Consider the following 21011-nt stretch of genomic DNA (forward strand, 5'->3'; position numbering starts at 1 on the left):
GGGCCAGGACCGCTCGCCCCCGCACTCGAGCCGGCCACGTTCGCGGTAATCCGCTGCCCTCCGGATCACCATGGCGCCGATGGGCCGACCTTGAACCCGGTGAAGCCGAGGCGCTCGGCTGGTACGCGCCCAGGTTCAGCATCTCCGCCGGCCCGGCCGGTCAAGTGTTGCTCGCCCCCGGCGATGTCCGCGGGGCCGCCATCGACCCAGCGCTGGTCGACGACTCCGCATGCTGCGGCCTCGACGGCGGCGAACCCAACATGGTCTGCCTCACCTGCGGCACGCCCGTGGCCACCCGGATCGACGACTGCGGCCTGCGGCAGGCCACCTGGCTGAACCCGCTGGCCACCCACATACTCGAGGACGACCCCGGCCCGTACCCAGTCCTCGACTGGGCGGACCTGATCGACCAGCGGCCCGGCATTCCACCATCTCAACCAGGCGGCGACTGGCACCCGATATGGAAGGCCGCCGCTGCCTCGGCACTGGCACACATGCTGGCCGCCTCGGACGGCGATCCTGTGGCGATCCCCGATCACCAGGTCGCCGAGGTCTTCCGACCAACTCTCGACCGCCTCGTCGGCGCGGGCAGTACGGGGCAGGAACGCACCCTGGTCCTAGCCGGGCCCGGCGAGTTGGCGGTGCTGGCCAACGCGCTCGATCATCCAGTAAGGCAAGTCCTGGCTCGCTACTGACCCGGGCGGTGCATTCGCCTGGTCCGTCTGCACCGCGCTCGGTCCGCATTGTCGGCTCGGACGGGTACAGACGTACATGTCATCAGGCCCTTGGCGTCCGCACATCGGCATGAGCGCGCTCATCGCGGCTATGAGAGCGCGCCGGATCATGGGCGATCGGCATGACGTACCGTCTGGTGATGGCCTACGCGGGCTCCCGGAGCATGAATGTCGGAACCTGGTTGCTGCCCGAGGACGAAGACGCGTTCGACCTGGCGTTGCGCGACACGTTCCCTGGCGCCGCGTGGCAATGCTCGCAACCGGGACCGCTGGGACTTCACCCAGTCCACCTGCACGGCTCGCTGGCAAACGCGATGGCCTGCGGCGGCCGGGGAACTCAGGCGTTCCTGCACCTTCCGATCGGCGCAAGCCTGCCATCAACCGTCACGCTTGCCGACGGCGTCCCACTGCCGGACGGGCCGCCGGTCGCTGCCATTGTTCAACTCCTGCGCTCGACGCGTCGGCATGACCTCGGCGGTACGTACTGCCATCACGACGCCGGGTATCAGCACCCGGAAGGCGGTGCATACTTTGACGCCGGCAGGCTGGCCGTTCGCTGGTTCGAGGACGAAGTCGGTTCCGACGGCCACCAGGTCCTCATGCGGCAAACAAGGGTGGTCCGGTCGGTGCTGATAGCCACCACTCGTCCGGCTCGCATCAAAGATCAGAATGGCAGACGGCTGACCGGCTACCGCGTCGGTCCGGCCGCTCAGGCGATGGCCGAAGCGACGGGCACCCTTCTCGGCCGCAGTGGATCGCAGCGGTTCCAGCTCGGCTGAACTTGCCGCGCTCTCGACGTCAGGCAACGCACTCAACTCGGCAGTTCAGGATGCCCGACCGTCGCGAAGCGCCGACCACCCGCAGTGAGGGGCGACGGGCGGCTGACGCGCGCGGCCGGCGGCATGAGCGGACGTCCAGGGGACGGCGATAGACTTGTCCTGCCCGTTCACCGATCATGAACCTCATGGAGGACCATCAGGCGCCGCAGTCGGCCGAGGGCGAGGGCGAGGCGAAGGTCATCACGCTCTGCGGCTCGACCAGGTTTGAGGCTGAGTTCGCGGAGGTCAACCAGCGGCTCACGATGGAAGGTTGCGTCGTGATCAGCCTCGGAATGTTCAGCCTCCCCGATCTGCCGGACTACGACTGGACAGTCGACAGCTCGGACCTGAAGGGGCGGCTTGGCGGCGTTCACCGCCAAAAGATTCGCATGGCTGACGAGGTGTACATCGTGGATCCGGGCGGCTACTTAGGTGAGTCAACCCGACGCGAGATTGCCTACGCGGAGTCGCTCGGCAAGCCGGTTCGGTATCTGAGTCGCGAGCGCTTGGCGCGAACGGGAGACGGCCCCCAAGAGTGAGTCCGACCGGTCGGTCCGCTCACCGGCAGCTCAGAATGCCCGATCGTCGCGAAGCGCCGTTGTTCACGAGCGTAGACACCCGAGCCGGATACCTGCGACTTCGCTGCGGCCTCGGCCTCCGGGTGCACGAGATCGCATGTCGTCGGTTGTCACACGGAGGGGTCCCAGGCTGCGAGCTGATCGAAGATACGACGGTCGCCTTCGAACTTCAGCGAATCCAGCGGTATGCGGCCGTAGAAGAACAGGACCAGGTCACTGGCCGTGCCCTGGGCGGAGGCGTCGGCCGTGTCGGGGTCTTCGCCGGCAGCGGGCGTGAAGCGGGCGACCTGTGCGCCGTCGCGGGAAAGCCGAAGGCGCCAGGAGCGGCCCTCGGTGGCGTGGTAATCGACGATGGCGGGTTCGTGTGGCCAGGCGACCGTCGTCGCGCAGAGGGTGAACTGGCAGTCGTCGAAACCGTCGAGGGCGACCTCGTCCGATAGCGGCTGCGGGGTACCCACCGTGAGCTGGACGTCGTAGGTGTACACCGCGATCTCGGGAACCTGGCGCCGCGCCCAGGCACCAGAGGTTTGCGGTGACGGCGAGTCATCCCACCACGTCCAACAACCGCGGTCCGGGCCGGCCTCACGCAGCACGCTCGTCAGCTGCTCGACGGACTCGGTCCACCAGGCCAGGAGAGCCTCGCGTTCCCGAGGCGCACCCATGCCGTCGTCCCAAGCCGACTTCTCCGGGGGCGCGTCCGCGGGCCCTGCGGCGACGATGGCGGCCGATCTGCGGCGGGCCATGCCCACGTGTTGCACGAGATCGAACAGCGTCCGCTCGGGATGGGTCGGCACCAGCGCGTCGAGGGTGGGTGCGGCGGCGACCGCGGCGCGGAAGGCGGTCGACCGTTCGTTGATCAGCCGCAGATGATCAGCGAACGTGAGAATTTTGTGCACCCCGGCGTTCTATCACTGTGCTCCGACGACCGGACAGCGAATTTCGCAGCCGACGCGGCACCGATACGTGCCCTTGGATGACCCGCGGACGGGACTCACCTCGCGTCCTGGGATATCGGCTACCGCGCCTCATCGCCGAGACGCAGAACGCACTCTCTTCGGCACGTGCGTGCACGGGGATCGAGCCGACGCCAGCGCCGGACATCTACGGAGAGCGACGGGAGTTCCTGCCTTCCGGCGCGCCCGCTCGGCGGCAAAAGAGTATGTCCGCCGGATGCCGTGTCCACGCGTCAGGGAGGCGCTCATCGAGTAACCGAGAAGCTGTATCACGACACTGGAGGATCTTGGACCGTTGGACCGCCCAGCCGTTTGAGGGTCTGCTTGGCCTGCTTGAAATACTCACCAACCGCCTGGTCGAAGGCACCCGCGGGCAGAGACCAAGCGCTGTCCTGCGGCTCGCCGAGTCGGCCCAACGCCGGAGGGATCGCGTCCATCCAGCCGAACAGGCCGCGTCGTCTCATCCGCTGTCGGTACAGCGCCCGACCGGTCTCAGTAAGCCAGTAGCGGTCGGCTTCGGCATCGGCCCCGATTAGGCCCACAGCCAGAAGGCGGGGCACTGCACGGGCGAACTCGGCTTCGGTCAGGACGACATGATTGATGGTGTCGGCCGTCATGATGATCTCGCTCAGCCTGTCACCATCGTCCGGACCGGTGCCTCTGATCGACGAAAAGACCCAGGCATCCGACCATGTCCACGTGGCCATGCTGCCAGCGTAGGGAGAAAGCCGTCGCCGTCGATGGCGGACCACGCGGTCAGCGGCAGATTAGTGCACGATCCCAGGTGACGTTGACCCGACTACGCTCCGGCAGAGGTGTCCGAGCCATACGCGGCGTCATACATAGTTCCCGCGTTTCCACCGGCGCCTTCGCCCCGGATCGTGCCCTTGCTGGAACGCCGACGTTGGTCTTGCATCTCGGCCATAGCTCGCCGCGCGTTCCGCATGACGGGGTCACGCGTCCACGATGCGCGGGCCACCCGGCGGTGCCGCACAACAACGACGGCTGACGTAACGACAAGCAGCAGCACTACGCCGCTCAGGACGATCCAGAGCCAGGAGGTCGTCATGGTCCACTCCAATCGGCCGCTGCCCGGGTTGCCTTAGCATGACCATCAGGCGCAATCGATCTGCAACCGCGGGTGCACGTTGGGATCGTCCAAGACGGCTGCATCGCCGGCGATCGGAAACACAGACATCGTCACGTCTGGACGCCAGCGTCCGGCACCGACGTCACCATCGGTGACGAGGGCTTCGCGGCATGTCCGTGCGCGTCCGCTAAACTCTTTCGGTCCTCGCCCAAGGTGCGGTGGCTCCGGATGACCGCGCCCTTGATGCATCAGGAGAGGGTGGCAGCCCGTTCGAGCCGGGCCGAGTCCGGGGACGCCTCGCCGTTCGCGGGGCGTCCCAAGCCCTATTCCAAGCGGACAGCGGCATGAGCGAGCATTCGTCCAGGGCTGGCCAGGCCCCGCCGGGCAATCTAGGCTCCGGGCGCACGGACGCAACCACGAGGGATCCGCGTTGGGGATACGCAATCGACAGGCGGGGCTGGGAGACGGGGCGGCGATGAGCGGTGAACAACGAATCGAACACGCCCGGGTGCTCTACGAACGAGCCGTCTTCGGCGGCGACGCCGACGCGCTGGGGATCGCCGAGCGGGAACTGGACGGAGTCGAGGCAGATCTCGCCCTGGCCCGTGGCCGGATCCTTCATGCGCGGTTCCTTGAGGACGGTAACGAAGATCCACACGAGCTAGCGCTATTCGAGCGTGCGGCGCAGCTGTATCAACTGCTCGGGGACGTGCGCGGCGAGGCCGAGGCGCTGTTCTGGGTCGGCACCTTCCACCAGGTGGTGAGGGGTGACAATGACGGCGCGGTTCCGCCTCTTGCGCGGTCGTACGAGCTGGCGACGCATGCCGGCGACAAACTGACGCTGTCGTATGCGGTTCGGCACCTCGGCTTTGCGGACATGGCCGCCGGAGCCGGTAGTAGGGCGCGTGAGCAGTTGGAGGAATCTGTACGGCTTCGCCGGGAGATCGGGTTCTCAGCCGGCGTCGCCGCGGGCTTGCTCGCGCTGGCCTACCTGGCCGCCGGAGAGGGGCGACGCGACGACGCGCTGGCGCTGGTCGAGGAGGCGGGTGCGGTCGCGGAGGCCTGCGAGGCACAGGGTGTTCTCCGGTGGGTGGAGGAGGCACGGACGCAGCTGTAGGCGTCCGCCGATCGTTTTGTGCCCCGGACAACGCGCGCTCATCGGCAAATCCGGTCGCTCGTAGCGACCGCTCCGCGGCAGATCAGGATGCTGGCGCGGCACGATTCGAGACACGAATCCGCACGACCGTCTCACGGTCCTTCGTGAGTAACAGAGTCTCTCGGGTCGGTTGTTGCCACGACGGCGTCGACCTCGAACTCCACCAACCACTCTGGATCGATGAAACGCGATACTTCCACGAAGGTGCACGCCGGTCGTACCTGAGAGAACCGTTCGCCATGTGCGCGCGCCGCCTCTCGCCAACGGGCGATGTCAACAAGCATGACCCTGGTTCTGATGACGTCTGCCAGCGTTGCACCGGCATCGCGCAGCGCTTGCTCGGCGATGTCCAGGCAACGCACGGATTGCGCGTACACATCTCCCGGACCGGCTGTGGCACCATCGTCCGCGATCGGCGCGGTGCCGGCCACGGATACGTACGGCCCTATCCGCACGGCTCGTGAGAAGCCGATCTCCGGTTCCAGCGGTGATCCTGAAGTCACCAAGCGGCGAAAAGAAGTCACGGTACAAGAGCATCGCAGAGCAGGGAAGGCGCTGGGCACCCGCCCGGCGGCTTCATCGCCCGTCGGCTCCACTGGCGCTGCCACCCCGACTCGCTCATCCGCGTAACGCACTCAACTCGGCTACTTGTTTCATTGACCTGCGACCGTGGCCCGGCCAGGCTTCGGTCGAGGTGCCCGGGCTGTCAGTCTGCCGAAGCGGCGTACGGAGCGTGGTGACCGCCGGTGCCGTGCTTACCGCTGGAGTGCCGCGATGACCTCGACGAGGACATCGGGCGCCTCCCAGTTGAGCAGGTGTCCGGCATCGGGCACGGTCACCAGCCGTGCTCCGGGCACGCCGGCGGCGAGCCGGTGTGAGTGGCTCGGGGGCGTCGAGCGGTCCGCCGAGCCCACCACGACGACGGTCGGTACGGTGATCTCGCTCAGCCGGGGGTAACGGTCCTCTCGGCTGAAGGCCCGCACGATCGGAATGAGCGGCTGGTGGCTCTGACGGACGAAGACGTCCCGGAACACGGAGATCATGGCCGGCGACGGCCGGGTGCCGCACTGCGCGGCTCCGAACAGCACACCACCGGCACGAGTGCGGGCGAGCCGCTGCAGAAGACCGGCTTCCAGCAGCGGAATCTGCAGCCGATTCTGCGGTGCCCGGTCGAGGATGCGGCCCGCCCAGGTAGCGAACAGCACCAGGCCGCACAGGCGCCGGGCCAGCTCGGGGTGGTCGAGCACGGCACGGATCGCGATGAATCCGCCCATGGAGTGGCCGACCAGCACGCCGTCACGCACGTCGAAGTGCTCCAGAATGGCGGCGTAGTCCGCCGCCATGGGTTGCGAGCCGGTACCGGCGGAACCGAGTGTCGAGCGCTCGTGGCCGCGCTGGTCGAAGGCGATGACGCGGTGGCCGCGAGCGACCAGGGTGTCCCACACCACGTTCCACTCCAGCAGCGAGGCCCCGTATCCGTGGGCGAGCACCACTGGCGGGCCGTCCCCGGTCGCGATCGCGCGCAGCACCGTTCCGTCGGGACGTGGGACGAGCACCTCCTCGCCCTGCGGCTCCCGGGCGAGCCGGTCGTACGGCAAGGGGTCCGGGTTGCGTTCGATCCTGGCGACCGCCGCCCGTGCCGCCCCGATGGTCGCGGCACCGAGCAGCGCGATGGCCGCGCCGCCGACGATCCAGGCGCGGTGCATGCTCAACACCCCCCGAACCGGAGCGGCAGGCTCTCGGGTCCATGGATGGCGGTAGGCGGACGCCAGGTCACGGGGCCGGCTATCGACGGCGGCGCCAGTTGGCTGCTGAGCGCGATCAGTGACTCGGCCATCTCGACGCGGGCGGTCGGTGCGCCGATGCAGTAGTGCGGTCCACCGCCGAAGGTCAGGTGCGGCACCTGCCGGTGGATCGTGATGTCGAAACGGTCGCCGTCGTCGAGGGCGCGCGGGTCCCGGCTGGCGGCGTGCGTGCCGAGCAGCAGGAGGGTGCCCGCTGGGACGTGGACACCGTGCAGGTCGAGGTCCTCGACCGGGAACCGGAAGATCGTCGGTACCGCCGGCGCCCACCGCATGACCTCCTCCACGGCCTGTGGCGCGAGCTCCGGGCGCTTCGCGAGCAGCCGCCACTGGTCGGGGTGCTCGCTGAACGTCGCCAGCGCCTGACCGAGCTGGTTGCGGGTCGTGTCGTGCGCGGCGAACACGAGGGTCAGGGCGAGGTTGCGCAGTTCTTCAGTGCTCAGCCGGTCCCCGCTCTCCTCGGCGGCGATGAGCGCCGACAGGAGGTCGTCCCGCGGCTCGGCGCGGCGCTGCTCGATCAGCGAGTCGACGTACGCACGCAGCCCCACGACGGCCTCCTCCACCCGCGTACGCAGCTGCGGCAGGGTGAAGCTGTAGACCAGTCCGACATCGGTTGACCAGCGGCGGAACAACTCGTAATCGGTCGGTGGGACGCCGAGCAGCGCGCACATCACCCGCACCGGCATCGGGTCGGCGAAATCCGCCATGAACTCGCACTCGCCCCGCTCGGCGATCGTCGCGGTCAGACTCGTCGCGGTGTCATGCATGAACGGCCGCAGGCCCTCGATCATCCGTGGCGAGAACGCCTTGCTGACCAGTCGCCGCAGGCGTAGATGGTCGGCGCCGCGCTGGTGCAGGATCATGGGCACGAACCAGTCGTACAGCGGTCCGTCGGAAATGCCCATCAGCTCCAGGTAGCGCTCGCCGCTCTGCGCCAGCCGCGGGTCGCGGAGCAGTTGGTGCATCTCGGCGTGGCGCAGCACGATGAGTCCCATCGGCGTCATGGCACACCAGTTCGCCTCGCGTGCGGCGGCGACCGCGGGAGAGTCGAACCGAAAGTCCGGCGCGGTGATGTCGAGGAACGGAAGGTCCACGGCGGGGATCGTCGTCATCGTCACTCCTGACCGAATGATCTAGGTGCATGAATCGATGCCGGTGGTCACGGTAGCCGCACGGCCCCCTGCGCGACACCCTTTGTAATCAACGTCCCACGATGTGTCACCGTCGCCATGTCGCGTGTCGCGTCAGCCCCGGCAGAACCGACACGTGCGTGTGGAGCGGCAGGGATCAACAGCCCAGGACACACCACCTGGCCGACTTCGGCCACCCCCACGTACCGCTGGCCCATTGGCTCCGCCGGCACGTCCTGTACCGGATCTCTCCCGGCTAGCAGCAGGAGGGCAATGTCCTGAGCAACGCACTCAATTCGGCAGATCCGGTCGTGCCGTCGGACCCGCCCGACTCGCGGCAGACGCGTGCACTCGATCTTGGTGGCGTTCGGCGCATGTCTTTCTAATAACGGGCGCTGGCCATCGGTCCGGCCATCAGTAATGAGCGAGTATCTGGGCGACAGGATGACCGAGAAGCGCGGCCACGTCGGCGAGTTCCTCGGCGTCGAGTTCGTATTTGGCGCGAGTCGGGTTCATGGCGCTCACCTCGAACCGGGCGAACCCGACCGGCCAGTCGTAGCGTAGCGAATCCAGGGAAACGACCGCGCCGCAGCAGGGCACCGAGACGTCCATGCTGTCGAAGCTTTCGCCGTTCTCCTCGATCAGGTCGTTGAGCCACTCCACGTCGAGGTCCCCGTTGCAGTTCGAGCAAGAGATTCGGGTGGTGTTCTCGCCGGCATCGATCAGGGTGACCCGATCGTAGAACTCATACTCGACCTCCTCGACGTCGTCCTCGGGGCCGGAGAAGAGCCGAGCTACGTAGGCTGTTGCTGCGGCGGCGCCCTCGGGCGTGGGCTGCCACTCCCGGTCGGTCGGGATCAAACGGATGTACCCATCGCTCACGGTACCCAGCATGCCCGATCCGCGTCACGCTTGATCAACCAGGTGGCGGACCTACTGGTTCCTGGCAATTGCATGCGCCGGGCCGCTCTGGTGGCTCTACGGACCGTGACGTGATGCCAGCGCGACTCGCGGCAGTTCCGTACGTTGTCCGAATGTCACCGGACATGCAATCGGGGCCGTCCGACTCCTATGCTTCGACTGCGAAGCTTGGTCGAGTTCGAATGCCCGCTGGTCGCCGCAGATGCAGATGGCCACGTGTCACACCGCTCCGGCCAGGCTGCACGCGCCCTGGCCGAACGAGTTCGTCGAATGCTTTACGCGGGCGACGCGAGAGGATGACCGTATGCCCATGCCCCGTGTCGTTGCCGTCAGTCGCGACGAGACCCACCGGTTCAGCAAGGTGCCGGCCGAGTCGATCACCCTCGTGACCGGGCTCGGTGTACTCGGCGACGCCCACGCCGGGACCTTGGTCCAGCATCGATCGCGCGTCCGTCGCGACCCGAACCAGCCCAACCTGCGCCAGGTGCACCTCATCCACGCCGAGGTCTTCGACGACGCCCTGGCCATGGGCTATGAGTTGGGGCCGGGCGATCTCGGAGAGAACGTCCTCACCGCCGACCTCGACCTGCTCGGGTTGCCGACCGGGACTCTGCTCGATCTCGGCGGTCCCGTCGTGCGACTGACCGGCCTGCGCAACCCCTGTGCCCAGATCAACGCCTTTCGGCCCGGGCTGCTCAAGGTCGTGCTGTCCCGCGCGGACGGGACGCCGACCGACGAGCCGGCCCCGTCGACCGCCTCGCCGGAGTGCGCCACCGCGCCGGTCATTCGCAAGGCCGGAGTGATGGCGGTCGTGGAACGCGGCGGCGAGGTCGTGCCAGGCCAGCCGATCACGGTGGCCCTTCCCGACACACCCCACGTGCCCCTCGCCCCCGTCTAGGGAGACGATCAGCGGCAGAAGCGGATACCTTCGCTGACTTCAGATCTTGCGTTCGGCTCCTGCGCTGCCACGCCGCCGACCGGCAGGACTCAGCCTCGAAACCGAGGATCCGGTAGGACGCCTCGAAGATCGCAGGCCGATGCGGTTCACAGTGGGTCTCCGCCAACATGCCGGTCAACTCCACTCCGGAACTCCTGGTCGCTCGGATCAGTACCTTCCACGCTTTGGTATACACATGCGACGCTTCGTGGAAGGGAGCCGCCGTGGGTTACGAGACCAGGTTCACCGGCCAGGTGACGATCACTCCTCCGCTGAACCAGCACGAGATCGACTACCTGCTGGCGTTCGCCGAAACCAGGCACGAACCCCGGTCCACCGGCCCCTACGCCCTCGGCTATGGCGACGAGATCGAGGACGCCAGGGATCCAGACCCCAGCAAGCCCGGGTACTGGTGCAAGTGGGCGCCGACCGCCGACGGCACCGCGATCGCCTGGAACCAGCACGAGAAGTTCTACAATGCCGAATTCTGGATGGGGTACCTGGTACACACGTTCCTGAAGCAGGACGCCACCGTCGCGCGCGAGCGGGTCGACCCGGTGCCCGGCCGAGTGTATCCGCCCGCGCTGGACAGGTTCACCTTCGACCACGTCGTCGACGGCGTCATCGAGGCCGAGGGCGAGTGGCCCGACGACCGCTGGCGTATCGAGGTGCGCGCCAACGCCGTCTACGTGGTCCGGCTGCTGAGCGAACCGGACCACGCCGAGTACCCCCGCACCCACCGCGACGACTGGACCGACGAGCAGCGGGCCGACTTCGCCGCGCGGACCCGGCACAATTTCGTGTACCTGGTGCGGGACGGGCGGTTGCACGAGGTGGGCCCGGCGGACGGAACGTCGTTCGACCCGATCCCGGCCGACGTGGACTGAGCGCGGGCCCGGGGTGTCCGCGTGGGCAGGGCAGGGTTGCGTCGGCTGGTCAACGATGAACAGCTCGCCATGGTGCGGGTTCCGCAAGACCGCCGCCCGTTGCTCGGTGAGGACCGCACTCGGATGACTCCCAGCCCGCACCGGTCCGCGGCAGATCCGGATGTTTCGTTCCGACTCATCGCGAAGTTCGCGGACAATCGCCAGGCCTACCGTCCTCTGCCAACCTTGCTCGGTCTGCAGCCGCTGGCACTGCCAGCTGGTGCGATGACGTGGTCGCTGGGCTGGTCGATGTCGGGTTCCACGCCCGGGCTACCTATGGCTTGTCGACCCATTGGACGTTAGTGGGCCGACGGCCGGTGCGCAGAAATTCGTAGCCCGCCTGGCGGGCCTGTCCTTCGGTGATTTCGAAGGGGTCCGCGCCCTCGGCGGTGAACCACGGGTCGGAGTACGCGTATTCGGCGTCACCGGCTGTCAGGCCGAGTGGGGCGCCAGGCGGTACCGGTCCCCAACCGAGCATCATCTCGTCTTCGTCCTCCCATACCAGCCCGGATTGGCCCCCAGCAAGGGTGATGTGCAAGGACCGGACGCCGTCCTCGCTGATCAGCGATAGGCCGCTGGACGGTACCCGGTCAAGGATGGCGTCGAGGTCGGCGGCGCCGGCCACCGTGGTGCAGGTGTCACCGACCCACGCTTGCACAGATGCGTTCACCGGCTGATCGCGAGCCGTGGGGTTGCGCAGCCATTCGGGCAGTACGGTGAGCTGGTTACCGGCCAGACTCCATCCTGCCGTCATCGGCGGCCATGATCAGTTGTGGGTTTCGCCGTGGCAGCCGAGCGGCCGGCCAAGAACGCCGCCAAGAAGCCGCTGCTGGTCACCGCGATCAGGACCTGCCCCACCACGCCCGCAACGGAGTCGACCGCGAACGCGAGCAGGCCAAGCGCGACAGCGGCAGCTGCGACCACGGCCGCATGGGTGCCACGGGATCCCCCAACGGCAACGTCGGTCACGCTCACCTCCTCCGAAGAGCGCCGGCCATACCAAGACCGAGCATCGCCGCGGTTTTTTCCGGCACCGAAGGAAGCATCCTCATCTCGACAGATCCGCGCACTCGGCGACCGGCACGCCGTGACATTGCGTAAGGCGCGGATCGCGGCACGTTCGGGCGTTGATGTTTCTTGGGTCGTGCGGGTTGACGCGACGCTACAACTGTTCGCCGCCAGGCTGTTGCGTTGGTGTGTCGTCTCGGTGTTGGTGGGGGGCCAGAGCGGCGATCACCCGTTCCAGGTGCTCGGTGAGCGCCTCCCGTTCGTCGGCGGTGAACGCGGCGGCCAGGCGCCGCTCGACGGCGAGAACGGCGGGGTCTGCCCGGCGCACCAGGTCGGTGCCCTTGGCTGTCAGTTGGGCCACCCGTATGCGCTGGTGTAGCGGCGACGCCACTCGTTCGATCAGCCCTTTGCCCTCGAGGTTGGCGAGCACGGTCGCCATCGTCTGCGGGGTCACCAGGCAGGCGCGGGCGAGCTGCGCGGCGGACGCTTCCGAGGCCTGCTGCAGGACGAGCAGTACCGCATACTGCGGGACGGTCAGGTGAAACTCCTGCAGCACGCGCGTCTTTTCGGCGATCAGCGCCTGTTCGGCGCGCTTGATGACGAGGCCGAGCCGTTCCATCTCAGTAGCGGGTGCCGACAGCCGTTGGCGCGGAGTCGAGTTCGGCGAGGTCATCTGCGGTCAGCGTGACGCCGGCGGCGCCGATGTTGTCCACGAGATGTTCGAGCCGACGCGTACCCGGGATCGGAATGACGTGCGGGCCCTGCTCAAGGGTCCAGGCGATCGCGACCTGTGCGGGAGTCACTCCGTGGCGGGTGGCGACGGCGCGCACCGCATCGACGATGCGGGCATTGGACGAGCGCGCTTCGCTGGTGAAGCGCGGGTTATTGGCCCGCAGGTCGGTGTCCTCGAACTGGGTCGTGGCGTCGATCGCGCCGGTCAGGAAGCCCCGGCCGAGCGGCGCGAACGGCACGAACGCGGCGCCGTTGGCGGCACACCAGCCGACCACGTCGCCAGCGTCCAACGCGCCACCGCCGGCGACAGCAACCGCGGATACGCCCCCGCCCGGCTGCCCGAGCGCGTCGCGGGTCCAGAGAGACAGCTCGGACTGTACGGCGGTCACCGGGTGCACCGCGGCCGCGGCGGCGGCCTGCTGGGCGGTGACCTCCGACAGACCGAGGTAACGGACCTTGCCAGCGCGCACGATGTCCGCCATTGCGGCCCAGGACTCGGTCAACGGCACGGCGTCGTCGATGCGGTGCAAGTACCACAGGTCGATGTAATCGATGCCGAGGCGCTTCAGCGACGCGTCAACGGCGGCGCGCAGGTGGGCGGGCGACCCGTCGCGATGCATGCCTTTGGCGCGGATGTTGTCGACCACAAGCCCGGCCTTGGTCGCCAGGAACACCGTGTCGCGCAGACCGGACAACGCCTCGCCGACAAGGATTTCGTTGTGGCCGTCGCCGTAGACATCGGCAGTGTCGATGAAGGTGACACCGGCGTCGACGGCGGCCCGCACCACGTCTCGTGATGCGGCATCGTCGCGCGTGCTCTCGGCATATGCCCAGCTCATGCCCATGCAGCCCAGACCGATCGCACCCACCCGGTGTCCGGTGGCACCCACCTCGCGCATCCGCATGCCGAGACCCTCCCAATAGCAGTACTCTGTCATTCGGCAGCCTACTACCAAGGACGGCTATGGCACTGGCACTGATCCTCATCGACCTCCAGGAGTGGGTCGTCGAGCGGTACGCACCCGACGGCGGCATGGCGGCGGCACGCGCAGCTGAGCAGGCGCGACGCGCGTTCCGGGACCCTGGAAACCTTGTTGTCCACGTGCGGCACCTGGCCCTCGACGGCTCGGACGGCGGACCGGACTCGTCGACGACGCACTTCGTCGACGCGGTGACGGTCGAGGACGGCGAGCCGGTCGTCAACAAGTACGACCGCAGCGCGTTCGCGGGCACCCCGCTGGACGGCATGCTGCGCGACCACGCGGTCCGCGATGTCGTGCTGGCCGGACTGGTGACCGAGGGCGGTATCGCGAGTACCGCCATCGACGCCCTGCGGCTGGGATACAAGGTCTCCGTACTCCTGCCGGCAATCGCCGGAAACACGCCGCAGGGACACCGCGACACCCTCGACGACCTACGCGACCGAGGCGTGACGCTACTGGAGAGGAATCAGGCATCCGCTCATCGGCATGTCCGGACACTCCGAGGGCTGCTGGGTGCTCACGCTTCGCAGCGCGCGGATCGCGGCAGATCAGGATGCCTGACGCGCGTGACCACCCGCGCCTGCCGTCTTGCCGGCGCACTCAGATGCCGTTTGCTGCGGCGTAGAGCAGGTACCACAGCGTCGCACTCAGGGCACCGCTTGAGATGGCTGCGGTAAGCAGCATCGGCCACACGCGCCAGAGGCGGTGCGCCGTCGCCAGCCAGGCCAGGACGACGATCGGAAGGACAATCTTGATGAGTTCCGCGATCACAACGCCTCGGAAGAACTCTGCCTGATGCGGGTCGGGCACGGTCAGCAGCTGCCATGGCGGTGCCAGCATCACGGCCTGCCAGCCTTCGCCGGAGAGAAGGCCGCATACCGCACCCGCGGCCAGCGCCGAGGTCGAGGCTTTGCCCACTCGCACGATGTGGCCGAGCCTTCCGAGTATCGTTCCCGCGACGAGGGACCCGGTCAGCCATAGCGCCGTCATGATGGCAACCGAGCGCAGCCCCAGCAGGTCGGCCGGCGTGCCGTCCTCCAGGGTGCCCCCACTCCATCGGCGGCTGACCATCAGCACAAGCAGGTAATAGAGCAGCGTCGCAAACACCAACAGCGCGGTGGCACCGCCAACCGCTCGTTTCCCCGTGGCAGCCGAACGACCGGCCAGGAACGCCGCCAAGCCCCAAGCGAAACCGCTGCTGGTCAGCGCGATCAGGACCTGCCCGACAACGCCCGCGACGGAGTCGGCCGCAAACGCGAGCAGGCCAAGCGCGACAGCGGCAGTCGCGACCATCGCCACATGGGTACGACGGAATCCCTCAACAGCAACGTCCGTCACGCCCGCCTCCTACGAAGGGGCGCCGACCATACCAAGATCGGCCACTGCCGCGGTTCCTTCCGGGTGCGGGAGGGAAAGCTACCTCATCTCCCGACGAGCGGGCGCGGACCGGGCGCACGGTCTGCGGCAAATGAGTGCGCGGCCAGGTGACTACTGCATGTGCGCCGTGACCCTCTGGTGTGTCGCCCGTGACCCGAGACGGCTGCGATCTGGAGCGCCGGTCTGGCGCACCCTCATCGGCTCTTGAGGGGTGGGGCTGGGTTGATAGCGTCAGCGGCTGTGGGCAGCGTTGATGACCTCCAACTCGCGTTCGACACCGCGGACCTGGCGGCGGAACTCGCGCTCGCTCAGTTCCAGTCTGGCGTCTCGGCAACGCTGAAGGCCGACGGCACACCGGTCACCGAAGCCGATCGGGCAGTCGAGCGCTTGCTGCGGGAGACGTTGTCGGAGGCACGCCCCGAAGATGCGTTCCTCGGCGAGGAACTTGGTCAGCTCGGTGAGTCCGATCGGGTCTGGATCCTCGACCCGATCGATGGCACCGGGTTCTTCAGTCGGGGTGATCCGAACTGGCGAATCCACATTGCTCTGGAGATTCGAGGGATCACGCAGGTCGCACTCGTCACCTCTCCTGCGCTGCGGCGCTGTTGGTGGGCGACCCGAGGTGGCGGTGCCTTCGAGTCATCCTGGCCGCGCGAGGAGAGCAAGACGCGCCGCCTCAAGGTCAGTACGACGTCGACGCTCGCTGATGCCGTGCTCGATGCTCTGGACGACGAGTCCAGAGATCGTCTCCCGCCGAGCGCGGCTCGCGCAACGGCGAGCCCCCTACCGCTGATCGAGCTCGTTCGTGGTGAGATCGATGCCTTCTTGGCCGAGCGTTACCACAAGTGGGATCACGCGCCGTGGGTTCTCCTGGTCGAGGAGGCTGGCGGCCGCTTCACCGATCGAACCGGTGGACGTGCGAGCGATCAGGGCGGCGGCCTGTACTCGAACGCCATCCTGCACAGTCAGCTGCTGGCTTCGCTGCACTACCCGGCGCGTCCCGGACCATCGGACCAAAACTCGAACACGCTCGCAACCTCGTCGCCATGCTCGTAGGTCGCCGCGTCAAGGCGGTCGGCGAGTCGCTCTGGCGGCACGAGAGTCATCTTCGCAGCACCGCTTAACCGCAACGCCCTCAATTCGGCATGTCCGGACGGCATGCGGCACGGGTGACGGGGAGTCGGTGCCCCGGCGACGCCGTGCCCGTTGCGAGGCACCCGGATCGCAGCCGCGCCCACGCCGATCGCTAGCCTCTCGCGGTGATCCGCAAACTCGCTGCCGTCTCCTTCCTGCTACTCGTCTCCGCATGTGGGCCCACCGAGCCGCCCGCCACCGCTCCGGTCACCCCGACCGCTCCCGCGGACCAGTACGCCGCCAGCGCCTGCGCACAGGTCGTCCGGGTGATCGAGGAGCAGGACCTCCGCTTCACCTCGAACTCGGGGATCGTCATGCGTGCCGTCAAGGCAACCGATCCCGGCGTCCGGGAGGCGGGTCAGCGACTGGCGCTGGTCACGAAGGAGGCCGGGGACCTGTTCGTGAGAAATGATCCAGGCGTCGACCTCGGGCCGACCAACGCGCGGATGGCCGACGCGCAGCGCGGCCTGCTCTCGGCATGCACCGACCTGTTCGGCGCCCGGCCGTGGCCATTCACGGAGAAGCCGTCAACGGCAACCAGCAACTGACGGTCGGTGCTCGCCCTCGCGATCCTCGGCCTACCAGCTCGCGGTCCAGCTGTACCAGGGACCGCCGAGGTGCTTGAAGGCCGGGGACTCGAAGTCGGGGGTCTCCAGGTCCGGCGTCGGACCGTCGGGCAGGTAGGCGAACCCCGCGTCGTCGATCATGTATCCGTTCGCTTCGTAGAACACGACTCCGCCCGGCACGGGGTAAGCCGCTTCGATGCGGTAGGCGCCAATCCTCGACGGCACCGGAACGCTGGACCACTCGACGCCCACCGGGCTTGTGGTCGGCACGGTGGCAACCACCCGCTCGAACGCGCTACGGCTCATCGCCCAGCGTGCCTGCAACGGAACGCCCGCGACGACCAGCGCGAGCGCGAGCACGACGACCGCCGGCGCCGGCAGGAACCACCAGGACCACTGTCGACGCTGTATCCCCATCACCATCAGGACAATCCAGGCCACCGCGGCCAGACCGAGCACGTGAACCAGGCCGAGCACCAGAAGGAAGACGAAACCGGGAACGCTGAAGGCCCAGAGCAGGCATGCGGCGGCTATCGACGCCACGACATTCAGAACCAACCACGGCACGCGCGGGTTCGAGGGCTTGACGGGCCGAACCCCGCCGCGTCCCGTGGCTACCATCGGACCACCCTGTCCAGCACCCGTCGATCATGGTGCGCCGCGACTCGTCGAGCAATCCCCTGGCGCTGGTCAAGGCACTCTAGGTTAGAGCGCTGCTCCCTCTCCGCCCCGGTGACCACTTGTGGTGCACCAGGCGCGAGCAAACGAGCTGCTCGGCCCTGTCGCGGCGGTACAGGCCCATGTCCAGGGCGGCCAGGACCAGCGGGGTGCGCTTGTCGAAGCAAGGCGTTCATCCGCCCTGACCTGCGAGTACGGATGGACGCAGACCGAGGAGGATGCCGCTGAACGTCGTTAGGTGCAGGTCAACGCGGTTCGAAGCGCCCGCACGAGCTGGTGATGTTGGCTTAACTCGGCTGGCTGCTGGCACCTACAAATCGCGGGTACGGGCGGCCGCCCTCCAAAGTGAGCCGTGCCCCGTCCTCGGCCGTGCTGATCTCCACGCAGGTCTCCCGGGTGTCGAGAAGCCAGCCGGCCGGGCGGCAGCTGCGCCCACCGTCTGGCTCCGGCCAGCCGTTGCTCACCAGGTGGTTCCACATCCGTCGGGTCACCTGTTCGGCCGACTCGCCCGGTTGGCCGACGAGTGCGTAGGAGACGGCGCAACGACCGGTGCCGCACTCCGAGTCGTCGCCTGCGCCTCGAACGGCGAGCCCGCCGGGCAGCGGGCCGAGGTCCCGCGCCGACGGCACGAACCCGTCGTCGTTGAAGTCCCAGGCGGCTGCGGGGATGCAGGCCAAGGCGACGAACAGGGCAAGGCCGACCGCCATCCGGTACGGCCAGCGCCGGCCCGCCCGGTCGTCGTCGCCGCTGTCGGCGAGCTTGCGGCGCTGCGTCTCCCCCGCGACGAGCAGCGTCACGGCGACCCCGAGGAACAGCAGCAGGCGCGCCTCCACCGCCGCCCGGGGCACAACGGCGGCGAGGGAAATCGAGGCGACCGCGACCAGGGTGAGCGCCACCAACACGACGCCGGTGAGCCACGGCAGCCGGGCGACGGTCAACCACGCGAGAAACGCCAGCATGGTGACGACGGACGCGACGAGCATGGGTTAATGATCTATCGGTGGCGGCTCGGCGGGCGACCCCGTCGAGCCAACCAGGTGATGTCGCGGATGGCCTACTCGCGCAACGGTGCGCCGGCGTCCCGCTGCGGACAACGGGTTGCCGACGGGTCACCTCCAGCGGCCCGGCGGCTTGCCGTTGACGGTTAGCGTGGCGGCATGGGGACGCTGTTGGTCGCACTGCCGGCGGCGTCCACCGGTGCTGCCATCGCCATCACCGCGACTGTTCGCCTCCAGCGACGTCGGACCGCCGATGCGGGACGGCGGGCGATTCGGCAGCTGGGCCTAGCCGCGGAGCGTCAACGCAGGCGCAAGCCGTCAACAGATGATGCGCCTCTCGCGATACCAACCGGCATGCGCGAAGCGCCCTTGATCAGCTCGGCGGCGGGTTCTAGATGCCCGGTCGAACGACGGGGTGAAACCGACACGGTGGTCGCACCGATCGAAGCTCCGTCGAGCTCTGTGGCGGCGGTGACCGAATCAGGCCGCCCTTCCCTTCTGCCGCCGGTCGTCCGGGCGTCCGCCCCCACCGGTCGGCGGGTTGGCCCCTGGCCCGCCGATGATTCTGAGATGCTGCGGCGGTCCACCTGTCGACACCACCGACTCGAAGGGACCCTGCGATGGCAAAGGTCATCTCCACGCTGTTCATCTCGGCCGACGGCGTGGCCGAGATCGACCCGGACTGGCACTTCCCGTACTTCGACGAGAACATGGGCCGCGCCGTCGGCGAGGACTACGACGCCGCCGACGTGATGCTCATCGGCCGGGAGACCTACGACAGCTTCGCCGGGGCCTGGCCCGACCGCGAGGCCGCCGGCGGCGAGGACGCGGTTTTCGCCAAGCAGCTCGGAGACATGCGCAAGGTGGTCGTCTCGCGCCAGCAACTGGAGTTCAGCTGGCGCAACTCGGAGCTGATCAACGGCGATCTGCTCGACGCGGTCACCGCGCTCAAGGCCGATGCCGGCAGCAGAGGCATCCTCATCCCAGGGTCGATCTCCGTGGTGCAGCAACTGCTCGCCGCCGGGCTGGTCGACGAACTGCGCCTGCTGGTGCATCCGGTGGCGGCACGCAAGGGACGCAGGCTGTTCGACGACGGCGACGCGCCGTACCACTTCCGCGTGAGCGCGACGGAGACCTTCCCGACGGGCGTGATTCGCGTGATCTACGCGCCGACCGCGGCACCCGCGAAGGTCGGTTACGCCGACGTCACGGACCAGGTGCCAGCAGGCAGCTAGGCCGTGTTTCAGAAGTGGTCGCTCGTTCGAGTCAGTCGGTGCGGCGCCTGGAGTCGAGCCATTCAGCGTCGTTCCACATCACTGGGGTTGCGCCGACAGGCTCGAAGCGGATGCGCGGGTCATTGCTCTGCACCAGGCACATCAGGCGGCGGCCGAAGAGGGCGGCGCTGCGTGACTGGTCAGCCATGATGTCGAGCACGACCTGAGCCGCACGGGGGCAGCAGGCGGCGAAGCCGTCGTACCCCGTCAACACGAGCGCCAGGCCGGTGGTGTCCGGCGCCCAGCCGTAGTCCTGGCTGACGACGTCTCGCATGCAGTCGTTGAGGGCGTCGAGGTTGTGCCCGTAGTAGTCGGGGAAGCTCAGCGCTGCCGCGATCTCGCGATGGAGGTCGCGCTCGGTGGCCCAGTGCGAGGCGTCGATGCGGGTGACCTGGTAGCCGTGCGCGCTCAACCAGGCGGTGGTCTCGTCCAGAATCGCTGGGCGCCAGAACAACGTCACCGAGGTGTTGATCAGCAGACGGAAGGCGAGATCCTGGCTGAGCTCAGTCGCGGGGTCGAAGGCCGCCATGATTCGCGAGGGTACCTGGCCTCGACCACGCGGACCGTGGCCGCCAGGCTTATGGAACACGGCCTAGTGCCGTGACCACAAACGTTGCCAGAGTCACGGCATGGCCAGGCGGCCATCCCGGCATGGCTCAATGCCGCTGGTCCCCGCTTAGAATCGGCGAGGCGAACGTTTCTGGCCCTCGCGTTAGCACCGCTGAATCGGTGGGAGCGGGCCGTTGCCCGACCGAGGGGGCTCATTGGCGGGGACACGGACATCGCTGCGGCGGTGGACCGGTGTGCCCAGGCAGGTTCGGGTCGTGGTGTTCGCCGCCGTTTGTGTCTTTGCGTACGGCGGCTTTGTTCACCTGGGCGACCTGCTCGGGGTCCGGCCGGGTGGTCCAAGCCCGTCCACGCCGATGTGGCTGGTGTGGTACTTCACCTCGCTGACCGTGTTCGACCCGCTCGCGGCGTTGTTGCTGGCGCTGCGCCGGCTTGAAGGGCTGTTGCTCGGCTGCGTCGTGCTCGCCAGCGACGCGGTGGCGAACGGGTATGCCAACTACGTGCTGGATACCGCGCCGGGGATCACGCCCGGCCGGATCGGGCAAGCGTTCATCACGGTGCTCGCGGTCGCTTTTGTCGCGTCGGCGCCCAGGGCCGCGCCCTGGCTGCATCGGCCGGGACGTTTCCGGCCAGTGCGGTGACCACGGAA

Annotated in this window: 25 protein-coding genes; 11 read left to right on the top strand and 14 right to left on the bottom strand. The window is 68.0% G+C overall.

The features are described from left to right. The first annotated feature begins 164 nt into the window (after nt 1-164). The 3 genes from FXF50_RS29720 (at nt 165) to FXF50_RS05210 (ending at nt 2091) form a co-directional block, all read left to right on the top strand. Nucleotides 165-695 carry a hypothetical protein gene (locus tag FXF50_RS29720; RefSeq protein ID WP_255509897.1) on the top strand — a complete coding sequence of 177 codons (531 nt, stop codon included), beginning with the start codon at nt 165-167 and terminating at the stop codon, nt 693-695. A gap of 161 nt (nt 696-856) precedes the next feature. Further along, complete coding sequence (locus tag FXF50_RS05205; RefSeq protein ID WP_222866000.1) at nt 857-1513, top strand: hypothetical protein; 657 nt, start codon at nt 857-859, stop codon at nt 1511-1513. Between the two features lie 185 nt (nt 1514-1698). Further along, a complete protein-coding gene (locus FXF50_RS05210) occupies nt 1699-2091 on the top strand; it encodes a hypothetical protein (protein WP_148426061.1) in 393 nt (130 codons plus the stop codon). Nucleotides 2092-2240: 149 nt separating this feature from the next. On the opposite strand, the gene FXF50_RS05215 is transcribed toward FXF50_RS05210, so the two are convergent. Beyond that, a complete protein-coding gene (locus FXF50_RS05215; RefSeq protein ID WP_148426062.1) occupies nt 2241-3026 on the bottom strand; it encodes a maleylpyruvate isomerase N-terminal domain-containing protein in 786 nt (261 codons plus the stop codon). 326 nt (nt 3027-3352) lie between these two features. Further along, nucleotides 3353-3790 carry a hypothetical protein gene (locus tag FXF50_RS05220; protein WP_148426063.1) on the bottom strand — a complete coding sequence of 146 codons (438 nt, stop codon included), beginning with the start codon at nt 3788-3790 and terminating at the stop codon, nt 3353-3355. 858 nt (nt 3791-4648) lie between these two features. Between FXF50_RS05220 and FXF50_RS05225 the strand changes: the two genes are divergently transcribed. Continuing rightward, nucleotides 4649-5290: a tetratricopeptide repeat protein gene (locus FXF50_RS05225; protein ID WP_148426064.1), complete on the top strand. Its 642-nt coding sequence runs from the start codon at nt 4649-4651 to the stop codon at nt 5288-5290. 131 nt (nt 5291-5421) lie between these two features. On the opposite strand, the gene FXF50_RS05230 is transcribed toward FXF50_RS05225, so the two are convergent. From FXF50_RS05230 to FXF50_RS05245, 4 genes are all read right to left on the bottom strand, one after another. Further along, a complete protein-coding gene (locus FXF50_RS05230; protein WP_187399538.1) occupies nt 5422-5853 on the bottom strand; it encodes a RidA family protein in 432 nt (143 codons plus the stop codon). A gap of 231 nt (nt 5854-6084) precedes the next feature. Then, nucleotides 6085-7035, bottom strand: a complete 951-nt coding sequence (locus tag FXF50_RS05235) for an alpha/beta fold hydrolase (protein WP_148426065.1) — start codon at nt 7033-7035, stop codon at nt 6085-6087. Between the two features lie 2 nt (nt 7036-7037). Beyond that, nucleotides 7038-8243 (bottom strand): cytochrome P450, encoded by a 1206-nt coding sequence (locus tag FXF50_RS05240; RefSeq protein ID WP_148426066.1) that lies wholly within the window; start codon nt 8241-8243, stop codon nt 7038-7040. Between the two features lie 432 nt (nt 8244-8675). Next, the gene (locus FXF50_RS05245; RefSeq protein WP_148426067.1) at nt 8676-9143 is read right to left on the bottom strand and encodes a hypothetical protein; all 468 of its coding nucleotides are present in this window, start codon (nt 9141-9143) and stop codon (nt 8676-8678) included. A 241-nt stretch (nt 9144-9384) separates the two neighbouring features. Between FXF50_RS05245 and FXF50_RS05250 the strand changes: the two genes are divergently transcribed. Both FXF50_RS05250 and FXF50_RS05255 read left to right on the top strand, forming a co-directional pair. Continuing rightward, complete coding sequence (locus FXF50_RS05250; protein ID WP_255509898.1) at nt 9385-10080, top strand: MOSC domain-containing protein; 696 nt, start codon at nt 9385-9387, stop codon at nt 10078-10080. A gap of 263 nt (nt 10081-10343) precedes the next feature. Beyond that, nucleotides 10344-11006: a hypothetical protein gene (locus FXF50_RS05255; protein ID WP_187399539.1), complete on the top strand. Its 663-nt coding sequence runs from the start codon at nt 10344-10346 to the stop codon at nt 11004-11006. A 313-nt stretch (nt 11007-11319) separates the two neighbouring features. On the opposite strand, the gene FXF50_RS05260 is transcribed toward FXF50_RS05255, so the two are convergent. From FXF50_RS05260 to FXF50_RS05275, 4 genes are all read right to left on the bottom strand, one after another. After that, nucleotides 11320-11799, bottom strand: coding sequence for an Imm1 family immunity protein (locus tag FXF50_RS05260; protein ID WP_148426068.1), 480 nt, complete (start codon nt 11797-11799; stop codon nt 11320-11322). After that, the gene (locus FXF50_RS05265) at nt 11796-12014 is read right to left on the bottom strand and encodes a hypothetical protein (protein ID WP_148426069.1); all 219 of its coding nucleotides are present in this window, start codon (nt 12012-12014) and stop codon (nt 11796-11798) included. The genes FXF50_RS05260 and FXF50_RS05265 overlap by 4 nt, the downstream gene beginning before the upstream one ends. Before the next feature lie 193 nt (nt 12015-12207). Beyond that, the gene (locus FXF50_RS05270; RefSeq protein ID WP_148426281.1) at nt 12208-12672 is read right to left on the bottom strand and encodes a MarR family winged helix-turn-helix transcriptional regulator; all 465 of its coding nucleotides are present in this window, start codon (nt 12670-12672) and stop codon (nt 12208-12210) included. Between the two features lies 1 nt (nt 12673). Further along, nucleotides 12674-13690 carry an aldo/keto reductase gene (locus FXF50_RS05275; RefSeq protein ID WP_222866001.1) on the bottom strand — a complete coding sequence of 339 codons (1017 nt, stop codon included), beginning with the start codon at nt 13688-13690 and terminating at the stop codon, nt 12674-12676. 59 nt (nt 13691-13749) lie between these two features. Between FXF50_RS05275 and FXF50_RS05280 the strand changes: the two genes are divergently transcribed. Continuing rightward, nucleotides 13750-14445 (top strand): cysteine hydrolase family protein, encoded by a 696-nt coding sequence (locus FXF50_RS05280; RefSeq protein ID WP_187399540.1) that lies wholly within the window; start codon nt 13750-13752, stop codon nt 14443-14445. Here FXF50_RS05280 and FXF50_RS05285 read toward each other — a convergent pair. Further along, complete coding sequence (locus FXF50_RS05285; protein ID WP_148426071.1) at nt 14369-15106, bottom strand: hypothetical protein; 738 nt, start codon at nt 15104-15106, stop codon at nt 14369-14371. The genes FXF50_RS05280 and FXF50_RS05285 overlap by 77 nt on opposite strands. A gap of 279 nt (nt 15107-15385) precedes the next feature. Between FXF50_RS05285 and FXF50_RS05290 the strand changes: the two genes are divergently transcribed. Continuing rightward, entirely contained in the window at nt 15386-16201 is an 816-nt protein-coding gene (locus tag FXF50_RS05290; RefSeq protein WP_187399541.1) for an inositol monophosphatase, read from the top strand. Between the two features lie 344 nt (nt 16202-16545). Beyond that, nucleotides 16546-16827 (top strand): hypothetical protein, encoded by a 282-nt coding sequence (locus tag FXF50_RS05295; protein ID WP_148426073.1) that lies wholly within the window; start codon nt 16546-16548, stop codon nt 16825-16827. 30 nt (nt 16828-16857) lie between these two features. On the opposite strand, the gene FXF50_RS05300 is transcribed toward FXF50_RS05295, so the two are convergent. Both FXF50_RS05300 and FXF50_RS05305 read right to left on the bottom strand, forming a co-directional pair. Continuing rightward, the gene (locus tag FXF50_RS05300) at nt 16858-17466 is read right to left on the bottom strand and encodes a hypothetical protein (protein ID WP_148426074.1); all 609 of its coding nucleotides are present in this window, start codon (nt 17464-17466) and stop codon (nt 16858-16860) included. 344 nt (nt 17467-17810) lie between these two features. Then, nucleotides 17811-18506, bottom strand: a complete 696-nt coding sequence (locus FXF50_RS05305; protein ID WP_148426075.1) for a hypothetical protein — start codon at nt 18504-18506, stop codon at nt 17811-17813. Nucleotides 18507-19141: 635 nt separating this feature from the next. On the opposite strand from FXF50_RS05305, the gene FXF50_RS05310 reads away from it, so the two are divergent. Continuing rightward, the gene (locus tag FXF50_RS05310) at nt 19142-19756 is read left to right on the top strand and encodes a dihydrofolate reductase family protein (protein ID WP_148426076.1); all 615 of its coding nucleotides are present in this window, start codon (nt 19142-19144) and stop codon (nt 19754-19756) included. 31 nt (nt 19757-19787) lie between these two features. Here the strand turns inward: FXF50_RS05310 and FXF50_RS05315 are convergent, their stop codons facing one another. Continuing rightward, the gene (locus FXF50_RS05315) at nt 19788-20324 is read right to left on the bottom strand and encodes a barstar family protein (RefSeq protein WP_148426077.1); all 537 of its coding nucleotides are present in this window, start codon (nt 20322-20324) and stop codon (nt 19788-19790) included. A gap of 295 nt (nt 20325-20619) precedes the next feature. On the opposite strand from FXF50_RS05315, the gene FXF50_RS05320 reads away from it, so the two are divergent. Then, nucleotides 20620-21003, top strand: a complete 384-nt coding sequence (locus FXF50_RS05320; RefSeq protein ID WP_255509899.1) for a hypothetical protein — start codon at nt 20620-20622, stop codon at nt 21001-21003. Nucleotides 21004-21011: the final 8 nt, after the last annotated feature.

The sequence above is a fragment of the Micromonospora sp. AP08 genome, assembly GCF_008085935.1.
Taxonomy (GTDB): Bacteria; Actinomycetota; Actinomycetes; order Mycobacteriales; family Micromonosporaceae; genus Micromonospora; species Micromonospora chersina.